The sequence below is a fragment of the Abyssisolibacter fermentans genome (assembly GCF_001559865.1).
In the GTDB taxonomy this organism is placed as follows: Bacteria; Bacillota; Clostridia; order Tissierellales; family MCWD3; genus Abyssisolibacter; species Abyssisolibacter fermentans.
In genome coordinates this window covers 24058-35765 of sequence record NZ_LOHE01000033.1, presented here as the reverse complement: position 1 = coordinate 35765, position 11708 = coordinate 24058, and the positions used below count along the sequence as shown (strand labels likewise).

9 protein-coding genes, 1 rRNA gene and 1 other annotated feature are annotated in these 11708 nt (G+C 27.8%); of the genes, 9 read left to right on the top strand and 1 reads right to left on the bottom strand.

What is annotated here, in order from left to right; translation table 11 throughout:
• The 9 genes from rrf to AYC61_RS02600 form a co-directional block, all read left to right on the top strand.
• A 5S ribosomal RNA gene (gene rrf, locus AYC61_RS02640) occupies positions 1-110 on the top strand; the annotation flags it as partial.
• Between the two features lie 875 nt (positions 111-985).
• The gene (locus AYC61_RS02635; protein ID WP_066496554.1) at positions 986-1612 is read left to right on the top strand and encodes a hypothetical protein; all 627 of its coding nucleotides are present in this window, start codon (positions 986-988) and stop codon (positions 1610-1612) included.
• A gap of 105 nt (positions 1613-1717) precedes the next feature.
• The gene (locus AYC61_RS02630; protein WP_066496552.1) at positions 1718-2353 is read left to right on the top strand and encodes a hypothetical protein; all 636 of its coding nucleotides are present in this window, start codon (positions 1718-1720) and stop codon (positions 2351-2353) included.
• Between the two features lie 446 nt (positions 2354-2799).
• Positions 2800-3330 carry a thioredoxin family protein gene (locus AYC61_RS02625; RefSeq protein ID WP_066496548.1) on the top strand — a complete coding sequence of 177 codons (531 nt, stop codon included), beginning with the start codon at positions 2800-2802 and terminating at the stop codon, positions 3328-3330.
• A gap of 212 nt (positions 3331-3542) precedes the next feature.
• A complete protein-coding gene (locus AYC61_RS02620; RefSeq protein WP_066496538.1) occupies positions 3543-4736 on the top strand; it encodes a putative glycoside hydrolase in 1194 nt (397 codons plus the stop codon).
• Positions 4737-5102: 366 nt separating this feature from the next.
• The gene (gene nrdJ, locus AYC61_RS02615) at positions 5103-7454 is read left to right on the top strand and encodes a ribonucleoside-triphosphate reductase, adenosylcobalamin-dependent (protein WP_066496525.1); all 2352 of its coding nucleotides are present in this window, start codon (positions 5103-5105) and stop codon (positions 7452-7454) included.
• A gap of 26 nt (positions 7455-7480) precedes the next feature.
• Entirely contained in the window at positions 7481-7939 is a 459-nt protein-coding gene (gene dut, locus AYC61_RS02610) for a dUTP diphosphatase (protein WP_066496517.1), read from the top strand.
• A 107-nt stretch (positions 7940-8046) separates the two neighbouring features.
• Positions 8047-8264, top strand: a binding site (T-box leader).
• Positions 8265-8576: 312 nt separating this feature from the next.
• Positions 8577-9386 (top strand): transporter substrate-binding domain-containing protein, encoded by an 810-nt coding sequence (locus tag AYC61_RS02605; protein ID WP_066496514.1) that lies wholly within the window; start codon positions 8577-8579, stop codon positions 9384-9386.
• Between the two features lie 245 nt (positions 9387-9631).
• Positions 9632-9928, top strand: a complete 297-nt coding sequence (locus AYC61_RS02600) for a hypothetical protein (RefSeq protein ID WP_066496512.1) — start codon at positions 9632-9634, stop codon at positions 9926-9928.
• Positions 9929-10104: 176 nt separating this feature from the next.
• On the opposite strand, the gene hisC is transcribed toward AYC61_RS02600, so the two are convergent.
• Entirely contained in the window at positions 10105-11187 is a 1083-nt protein-coding gene (gene hisC / locus AYC61_RS02595) for a histidinol-phosphate transaminase (protein WP_066496509.1), read from the bottom strand.
• Positions 11188-11708 lie beyond the last annotated feature (521 nt).

Sequence of the window (11708 nt, the reverse complement as noted above, 5' to 3'; positions counted from 1 at the left end):
ACTATAGCAAGAGGGTCACACCCGTTCCCATTTCGAACACGGAAGTTAAGCCTCTTAGCGCTGATGGTACTTGGTGGGTGACTGCCTGGGAGAGTAGGACGTTGCCAGTTTATTTTTTTTTGGGGCGTTTTAGAATGGCGAACTGCGGCGTTACCATTAAAATTTTGATCAATCACGTACAGAAGTACGCTCATTCTCAAAATTTTAACGGTGCCTTGCATTTCACTCATTCTAAGACGCCTAGTTAGTTTTTGAGGTTTCATTATGTTTTTTGTAGATTAAGTTAACTGATGCGTTAAGTAGAGAACCCAAATCTATGATTTGGTGTGAATCACTTACTCCTAGGAACGAAGTGAGTAGTGAGTTACATTAATTAGAACCCAAATCTATGATTTGGTGTGAATCACTTACTCCTAGGAACGAAAGTGAGTAGTGAGTTACATTAATTAGAACTCTAATCTGTGATTTGGTGTGAGTCACTTACTCCTAGGAACGAAAGTGAGTAGTGAGTTACATTAATTAGAACTCTAATCTGTGATTTGGTGTGAGTCACTTACTCCTAGGAATGTTAGTGAGTAGGAGTTTCCTTATTATTTTTAGTTCAATCACGTACAAAAGTACGCTCTTTCACTAAAATATTTTGGTGCCTTGCATTTTACTCATTCTAAAGCGTCTAGTAGTTTTTGGTTAATTGTTTTATTTATTTTAAGAAAGGGATTGTTAAAAATTCTCACAATTAATCACGTACGGGGAAGTACGCTCATTTTCAAAATTTTAATGGTGCCTTGCATTTAACTCATTCTTAAACGCCCAGTATTTTTTGGACGTTCTTTAGGTATTACGATTTTTTTAAAGTTTAAAGGAAATATTAACAATATAAAAAATATATGTTAGAATTATTAATAATAACATTAATAGTAAAAATATCATCGCAGTAGCTTCTGGCATAACAAATGTTATTAATTTTATAAAAGGGGTGGCGTTGGTGGTTAAAAAAAATCTTATTTTTATTATTGTAATTTCAATATTATCTTTATTGGTTATTAGTTGTGGCAATAATGAAAACAGTAAAATTCAAAGCTTAGTAGAAAAAGCAGAAGTATTAGATAATAAATTTAGTGGTTATGAGATTGATTATGATGAGTATATGAGAAAAATTAAAGATGTATTTAGTAATACATATACTGAAGAAAAGCATCTAAAAAGAATGGGATTGCATGGCGATATAGATAAGGAATATTATATAAATGTATATGAAAATGGTATAGAAAAAACAATGAAATTCGTAAAAACATTAGAAAGAAATGTTGAAGTTAAGATTTCAAAAGTATATGATTTTGACGAGAATATAAAAAATGTTTTTACTATAGCAAAAATAGAATTTGAAGATGAAACTTTAAGTGAAGATGGGCCACTAATTATAACGAATAGATATTATATATCAAAAGAGGAAAATAAGTGGAAAATAACAGGACATGAAAAAATGCAACATACCAACAAATTAAGAAGTGCTAATAAGAAGGCGTTTGGAAAAGAATTGATGTTAACAACATTTAATAATGAACCAGTAGAATATGTAAAGACTATTTATCCTGATACTTTAGAATATTGAAATTTTTTTATAATACTATATACATTTGTTCATGCAAATGTACTTTTTATCATTAAATGAAAAACTATTTGATAAAAATGGTAGAAATTTAAAGGGGTGTTTTTAATGATTAAAAGAAATCTTGTTTTTATTATTGTAATTTCGATATTGTCTTTACTGTTTATTAGTTGTAGTAATGAAAATAATGAAATTCAAAGCTTAATAGAGAAAACAGAAATATTAGACAGTAAATTTAGTTGCTATGAGATTGGTTATGATGAATATATGAAAGAAATCAAAGATATCTATAGCAGTACATATACTGATAAAAAGCATCTTAAAAGAATTTTTCCTAATCCTGAGATAGATAAGGAATATTATATAGATGTATATGAAAATGGTATGGGAGAAAAAATAAAATATACAAAAATAGTAGAATGTAAAACTCAGCTTAAAATATCAAAAGTATATGATATTAAAGATAATACAAAAACTATTTATACTAAGACTAAAATAGAATTTGAAGATAAGGATTTTGGTAAAGATGGACCATTAATTATAGAGAAGAAATATTATATATTAAAAGAAGGAAACAAGTGGAGAATAACTGGTGCTGATAGTAAGTATTATAACGAAAAGGATATTAAAAAATATGGTAACAAATTAATATTTAAAACTATTAACGATAAACCTGTAGAATACATAGAAACTATTGATCCACTTACTGCAAAACATAGTATACAAATAGTACATTGGCAGTAGTATTGTCCTAGCTGTATTAATTATCATCATTATGGTATTATATGAAAATTTTATAAATAAATGTGAGTTACAAGTTACATTTAGTATTAACTTTGAAAAAATTTCAAAATAAGAAAAGATTACATGTAGGATAAAAAAGGCTTATTAAAAAATAAGTTTTTTTATCATGCGTGTAAAAATATAAATTAATAGATACATCCCTAAAGATATTACATAATAAATAGTGTGCAGCCTTTTTTTTTAAAAGATTTTGAATAAAAGCTTTATTGACATCAAATTTCATGTGATTGCCGTGACATCAAATAAATACAAGTTGTATCTTATTATCATATATATTATAATTTAATGTATCAACAAAATTTAAAGACTTTTATATAATACTTATTGCTTATTAGCATAGAATAGATAATAAGGTGTTTGTATGATTATATAAACGGGGGTATAAGATGGATATTTATGATTTTTATAAAAGTGGGATATCATTTAGTAATTTTGTAAATCAAGATACATATGCTTACAAAGAAAAAACGTTGCAAATTTATGAAAAACTTGAATTTAATAAGTCTTTAATAGACAAAATAAAAAGTGTAACTAAAAAAATTAATATATTAATATGTGCAGAAATCTGGTGTCCTGATTGTATGATAAATGTCCCAGTAATAGAAAAAATGAGGACCTATAATACTAATATAGATTTATCAATAGTTGGTAGAGAAGGTAATGAAGCTTTTTTTGTCAGAGAAAATAATGATAAAGTAAAAATACCGACTTTTATTGTGTATGATGAGAATTTTAGAGAATTAGGAAGATTTATAGAACATCCTAGAATGATTGAGGATATTATATTAAGCGGAAATCAACCAAATATTATTGTAGCTAAAAGAAAATATAAAAAAGGAGAGTATGCACAGGAAACATTGTTAGATATTTTAAATATAATAACGGGCGATTATGATTATCCATATAACATGGAATAATATGTTATGGTCTTAGCATCAAAATTAATGGCAAATTCTAATTTAAAGCTTACTTAGAGTAAGAATGAGACTAAGTGGGTTTTTATGAATATTTGCTGTAAATATTTATTTCTTATAGCTGTAAGAACAAAAACATAGATAATTAATATTTTTTTGATGGAATACATGATGGAAATTATTGATTTAAAAAATACATATGAGGTGGCATTTTAATGAAAAAGAGTATAAAAAATTTAGCAAGTTTTTTTGTAATATGTAGTTTATTAATAACTACATTTAGTTACCCTGTTCATTGTGAAACAGATAATATAAGTAGTGATCTAGATAATTCAGTTGTTGATTATGATTATTTAAAACAGCCTCAAGTGAATTGGGAAGCATATAAAGAAAAAGTTGAAGTTAGGGGAATTTATGTAACTGCTAATAGCTTGGGAAATAAAGCAAGTTTTGATAGATTATTAGGTATTGTAAAAAATACAGAAATAAATGCTATGGTAATTGATATCAAAGAAGATTTAGGAATACTTGCATATAAACCAGATATCGAGTTTGTTAAGCAAAATGGATTAGATAAAAATACAAAAGTTAGAAATTTCTACGACAGAATTGAGACATTGAAAAAGAATAATGTATATCTAATTGCAAGGATAGTTACATTTAAAGACACGAATGCGGGCAGTAAAAGACCAGATTTAGCTATAAAAACGAAGAGTGGTAGAGTGTGGAGAGATAATAAGGGTAATGTGTGGTTAAACCCATTTAATGAGCAAGCATGGGAATATCCGATAAGTATTGCTGCTGATGCTGCTTTGAATGGCTTTAATGAAATTCAATTTGATTATGTAAGATTCCCAACAGGGGGGAATAAAGGTAGTATTAGTTATGGACAAGCAGAACAAAGTATGACAAAAGCTGATGCTATATCTGGATTTTTAAAAAAAGCAAGAGAAGAACTAGAACCTTTAGGAGTATATGTTTCAGCAGATATTTTTGGTGACATAATTAATAACAAGAATGATTCAGGGATAGGACAAAATTTGGAGATGCTTGCAGGAGCTACAGATATATTATGTCCAATGGTTTATCCATCTCATTATGCAATGGGTTCTTATGGGGCTAAATATCCAGATTCTCAGCCGTATACAATAGTTTATAATGCTATGAAAAGAGCTAAAGATAGAATTGATAAGTCTGATAATTCAAGAAAAGCGATATTAAGACCTTGGTTACAAGATTTTTCAGCTACTTGGCTAAAAAAAGACTATGGGAGTAATTGGATTCCATATAAAGAGCCGCAAATTCAGGCTCAAATAAAAGCTACAAAAGATGCAGGATTAAATGAGTGGATTTTCTGGAATGCCAGCAATAGATATACTGTTAATGCTTTTAAAAATCTAGAACAATAGTATTAAAATTCTAATAAATGATGTAATATATAAAAGCGGAGTAAGGCATAGATTTATGCTTATTCTGCTTTATTAATGCTAGTATTTTTAATATATATAGAAATTTATTTTTGACATCTAATTGACATGGTGATACAATATATTGGTGCAATAATAATATGGAACACAATATATTGTAATAAATCATAAGTTAAGGTTAATATTATTATATTAGAATGACTTGTTTCTATAATACATAGGAACTTGTAAACCACTGAAATTATGTATACATATATTTTCCGTTATGTATTTTAGCAGAATCTAAGTTAAGATTATTTAAATTTTAGATTTTGTTTTTAATTTCTTTTGAGTGATGGAGGGTTTTGAATGGTCAAAGTGATAAAAAGAAATGGTAATTTAGTTGATTTTCATGATTTCAAGATTATTAACGCTATAGAAAAAGCTATGACAGAAACAAAGCTAGGAGTAGATAATAATCTTAGCAAACAAATTACGAATAGAATTAGTAGCAGCATTAATAATAAAGATGTAATAAATGTAGAGGAGATACAAGATATTGTAGAAGAACTTTTAATGGAGAGCTCTAGAAAGGATGTAGCTAAGAGGTACATAATATATAGAGAAGAACAGAATAAATTGAGAAATGCTATTAAGAAAAAAGAAGACAGATTATTATCTGATGAATTTATAAGCAAATACAAACACAAAGCGTCACCTATGAAACAATTAGGTAGTTTTGTATATTATAGGACCTATTCAAGATGGTTACCTGATCAAAAAAGAAGAGAATACTGGTGGGAAACTGTTAGAAGAGCAGTTGAATATAACTGTAGTCTAGTTCATACTACAAGAGAAGAAGCTGAAAAACTTTATGACAACATATATAATTTAAGACAATTTTTATCAGGAAGAACTTTTTGGGTTGGAAATACTAAAGTAGCTCAAAATTATCCAATGGCTAATTATAACTGTGCTTTTCAGGTCATAGAAGAGTTTGAATCTTTTAGAGATTTATTCTATTTATTAATGGTTGGTTCAGGAGTAGGAGTTAGAGTTTTAAAAAATGATATTGAAAAATTGCCAAAAGTAAGAACAGATTACGAATTAATACACATGGACTACTCACCTGTTAATATGAATGAAAGAGAAGATAGTACAAGCTTACAATTTTATTTTAATAATTCAGTTAAAATAACTATTGGTGATAGTAAAGAGGGATGGGTTCAATCATTAGATTTTTTCTTTAAAATGCTTTATAGCAATGAATACAGAAATATAAAAACTATAGTTGTAAATTATAATCACGTTAGACCAAAGGGTGAAAGATTAAAGACTTTTGGAGGTACTGCAAGTGGTCACTCGAGCTTAAAAAATATGTTTACTAAAATTGATAAAGTTATAAAGAAGAGAGGTTTAATCGAAGATAGCAATAGAGTAGAATTAAAACCTATAGACTGTATGGACGTAGCTAATATTATTGGCGAAAATGTTGTAGTTGGCGGTGTTAGGAGAACAGCTGAAATAGTATTAATGGATTCTGATGATGAAGAATGCATTGAAGCTAAATCTAATTTGTATAAACAAATAGATGGAAAATGGATAATAGATAATGAAATTGCTCATAGACAGATGAGTAATAACTCAATTTATTATACTAAAAAACCAACACGTGAAAAATTACATTGGATGCTTGAAAGAATGAGATATTCAGGAGAACCTGGATTTGTTAACGAAGTAGCAGGCGCAAAGCGTAGAACTAATATGAATGGTGTAAATCCTTGTGGTGAAATTCTACTAGATTCAAAAGGAGTGTGTAATTTAACAACTGTAAATGTTTTTGTATATGTTAAAGATGATAATACATTGGATCTAGATGGTTTATTAGAAGCTCAAAAGCTTTCAGTTAGAGCAGGATATAGAATGACATGCGTAGAGCTAGAAATTCCTAAATGGAATAGTATACAACAAAGAGATAAACTATTAGGCTGTTCGTTAACAGGATGGCAGGACATGGTTAATGCAACTAAGATGTCAAAAGAAAAAGAAGCAGAAGTTTTAAAACTTTTAAGAGATGTTGCAAATGAACAGGCAAAATTATATGCTGACGAATTAGATGGAAATGTACCACTATTAGTTACGACAATCAAACCAGAGGGTACATTAAGTCAACTTCCAACTGTATCAAGCGGGGTACATTATTCGCATTCTCCATACTATGTTAGAAGAGTCAGAATAAGTAGTTCTGATCCATTAGTGAAGGTTTGTGAAGAACTTAATTGGCCAGTATACCCAGAAGTAGGTCAAACAATAGAAGATTGTTCTACTAAAGTAGTTGAGTTTCCAGTAAAAGCGCCAAATGGAAGGACAAAGTACGATGTTTCAGCGATTGAACAATTAGAAAACTATAAATTATTTATGCAAAACTATGTAAATCATAACTGCTCAATTACAATTCATGTAAGAGATAATGAATGGGTAGCTGTAGAAGAATGGTTGTGGAATAACTGGGACGATGTAGTAGCAGTATCTTTCTTACCATTAGATGATAGTTTCTATAAGCTTTTACCATATGAAGCGATAACTGAAGAAGAATATAATAAAAGAGTAAATGAGATGAAACCATTCATACCATCATTAATAAGAAAATATGAGAAATATGAAGTAGAGTTTGATATAGGAAATGAAGGTTGTGAAAGTGGAGTTTGTCCAATAAGATAAATTAAGCAGAAAGAAAGGGATAATAAATGAAAAATAGAGGATTTGAGGTTGTTGCAGATAAACATAGAAAACATTTAGACAAGAGCATAAATATACCGAAAAGAGGAAGCAAAACATCAGCAGGTTATGATTTTTATAGCACTGAAACATTTACTTTAAAACATGGAGAAAAATTCGTTGTTTGGACTGATATAAAAGCATATATGCTAGAAGGTGAAGTATTAAATATTTATGTAAGAAGTTCAATAGGAATAAAAAAGGGGTTAGTATTAGCTAATGGTACTGGTATAATAGATCAAGATTACTATAATAATCCATCTAATGATGGTAACATTGGAATATGTCTTATAAATATTTCAAAAGAAGAAGTAACTATAGAAGAAGGAGAAAGAATTGCTCAAGCGATCTTTATTCAGTTTTTACCTGCTGATAATGGTAATTCTTTGGAAGAGAGAAAAGGTGGATTAGGAAGTACAGGAGAATAGTATTTTGTAAAAATTACAAAAGTAAATTAGTTTAGATAAATTTATTGACTAATAGAGTAAAAGTTATTATAATTAGTATCAATATATATCATAAATTTAATTAAACAATAAATCTAATGATTGGGAGAGTAAATATAGTGACTGTAAAAGCGAGCTAGAGTTTGGTGTGAGTCTAGTTACATAATTGTATTGAAGAGAGCCCATGAAGAGATTTCTCAAAAACTTATGTGAGTAGAGAAATACGGTAAAAACCGTTAAAATAAAGAGTGAAGGCATGCAAGATAGCTTTAACGAGAGTGGTAACGCGGATAAATTCGTCTCTTTTAAGAGACGAATTTTTTATGTAGCGAACCCAAATCTATGATTTGGTGTGAGTCACTTACTGCTAGGAGCGAAGCGAGTAGGAGTTTCATTTAGTATAAGTTGCTTACTCCCATTATCAAATATGTCTTAACAAGAGTGGTAACGCGTGTAAAATCGTCTCTTAATTAGGAGGCGATTTTTCTTATATACAAATAATAAGAATGCTTTTATTCTAATTTAGATTATTTTAAGAAAGGAGGAATAAAACAAATTTAGTGATTTAATGAGTTAGATAAATAAAATTAAAAAGATAATAATAGTATAATAAGGAGAGATGAAAATGAAAAATATAAAAAAATTGACAGTTCTATTTTTAATATTCACATTAGTTTTAAGCTTTGTAGCTTGTAGTAACGAAAAAGACATTTCAAAGATTGATGAAATAAAAGAAAAAGGTAAGATAGTAATAGGTACTAGCGCTGCATATCCTCCATATGAGTTCCATAAAGAAATAAATGGAAAAGATGAAATTATTGGCTTTGACATCGAGATAGCAAAAGTAATTGCTGATGAACTTGGAGTGGAATTAGAAATAAAAGACATGGATTTTGGTGGACTTCTAGGAGCTTTAATGTCTAATAAAATCGATATTGTTATAGCTGGAATGAACCCAACAGAGGAAAGAAAAAAGAATGTTGATTTCACTAAAGTATATTATATAGCAAAACAGTCTGTTGTTATTAACAAAGAAAATTTTGATAAAATAAAAACAACAGAAGATTTAAAAGGGAAGACAATAGCTGTTCAAAAAGGTAGTACACAGGAAGGTATGGCTAAAGATATTGCAGAGGAAAAAAATATAAAAGCTCTAGGTAAAATATCAAACTTAATTATGGAACTATTAAATAATAAAGTAGATGCAGTAATAGTAGAAGAACCAGTAGCAAAATCTTATATTCAAAAAAATCCGTCTCTTTGTTTGTCAACGGTAGAATTACAGACAGGAGATAGTGGGTCAGCAATAGCTATAAATAAGGGAAATGATGATTTAGTAAAACTTATCAATAGCGTTTTAGATAAATTAATTGAGGAAAATAAAATAGAAAAGTTTGTAATAGATTCTACTCAATTAGTAGAGGAGTAATTATTATATTACTTTATTTGAAAAAAGTATTGACTATATATTAGCTTGGAGTTATAATCTTTATGTTTGAAAAAAGACTGTTAATAGCTTCAAGCTATTATTTTGCTAAATATATAAATAAGGTTTAGTTTTGGTAATATAGTTATATGCAATTTTTATAAGAATAATAGTTAGTAACAATTAATTAGTGCATATGATGAAGCTTTACTTACTTAGCAGTATTATACATACTAGGAGATGGTAAAATGATAAAAAAAATAGAAGTTGCAGTCATTGTTTGTTTTTCTATAGTTATGTTATTTATAATACCAATATTACATAATTGTAGAAAAAATAATAATGAGATGGTTATTGATAATATGCTTCAAAAGGAAGCATTGTTTTATGGTATGGATATTAAAATAGATGAAACTGTTGAATATGAAAAAGCAAATAATAATTTAGAAGAGTCAGCTTTTTTTTGGGGCATACCAAAGGAATTTGTAAAATATGATGCTCTAACAAACAAAACAGTAGCTCTAAATTCATATTATTTAAAATAAAACTCCTGCTAACTTAGTAGCAAGAGTAACCATTTGCAAATATTAAAGATTTTTGATTTCACCTTAAAATAAAAATAAAGAGCCTAATGTGCTCTTTATTTTTATAATACATACGAAATTATAAGATTTAAAAATATATATTATTTTCGTTATGTATATAAATATTAATAAAGAATTTATTTTTTTAACACTTCTTTTAATTTTTCTATAAATAGCTTATTTTGTTCCATAGTTCCTATAGAAACTCTTATCCAAGTTCCCATCATAGGTCTAATGATCATGCCGCGCTTTTGTAGCTCTAAGAATACTTGTTGAGCGTCTTGCTCAACATTAACAAAGATATGATTAGTTTCTGATTTTGGGTATTCAAAGCCCATTTTGTCAAATTCAGAATATAAATATTCTTTACCTTGTTTATTAAGTTCATAGCATTTTTTCACAAAATCTTCATCTTGTAAGGCAGCTAATGCAGCAGCTTGAGCAAATCTATTAACGTCAAATGGACATCTTATTTTATTAATATTAGCTATAATTTCTTCTGATGAAATAGTATAACCAACTCTTAAAGAAGCTAATCCATACATTTTAGAAAATGTTTTTAGAATTATTAAATTGGAGTAGTCTTTTAAAAGATTTACACTATTTTTTGGATAATCATCTCTTGTTACATATTCGTTGTATGCTTCATCGTATATAACAATGACATTACTAGGTACTTTTTTTAAAAAGTTTAATATTTCATTTTCGGTAACCATTGTACCAGTTGGATTATTTGGATTACAAAGCCATATAATTTTTGTTTTAGGTGTTATTTTTTCTAAAATACCATCAAGGTCATAAGTCCAATTTTTAAGAGGAACAATTACTGGGATTCCACCCATCATTTTAGTTGTAGCTATATATCTAGGAAATGTTATGTCAGCCATAATAATTTCATCACCATGATTTACAAATGTTTTGGCTATCATATCAACCATTTCATCAGAACCAGCACTTGGTAAAACTTGTGTAGGCTGAACATTAAATTTTTTGCTTATTGCATTTTTTAGTTCTGTACAATTACCATCAGGATATAAAGCAAATTCATCCATGACTTTTTTTAGTGCTTCTTTAACCTTTGGAGAAGCTCCAAGTGGGTTTTCATTAGAAGCCAATTTAATGACATCAGTTAAACCATATTCTCTTTTAACATCTTCTATAGGTTTTCCTGGTTTGTAAGCTACTAAATCTTTTATTTCCTTTCTGAAAGATATAGACATTTTATAAACCCCCTTTTTATTTATAATCTATATGAAATTAATATTTTATCAACTAGATTATTCATAGAGAATTAAATATTATATAAATAAATTAATGTTAATATGAATAATTAAGGTTTAATATAATTTCCTTATATAGATTTTAAACAAAGTCTTCTTTAAACTAAATAATAAAGACTTTTTTGTCGATTTTTAAAATTTATTCTAACTACCTAAAGTGGTGTTTTAGCTTAGCTAAATAATGTGATTTAATATTATTTAACTAGCAAAAACATATTAAAAACATAGCTGATTTATAATCTATTATTATTGTAACATAGTTTTTAAATAATAATAGCAAAAATTAACAAGGTAATGAGAGATAAACAAAGGAATTTAAATTTAATATATGGAAAACATGCATATTATAACAATCTATAGTATAAAATATTGTAGTCAATAAACTATAAAATATTTGCAACAATATTCGCAGTAAAAAATTTTTTACATTTCATTTTTATTGTGTTAGTTATAAATTGATG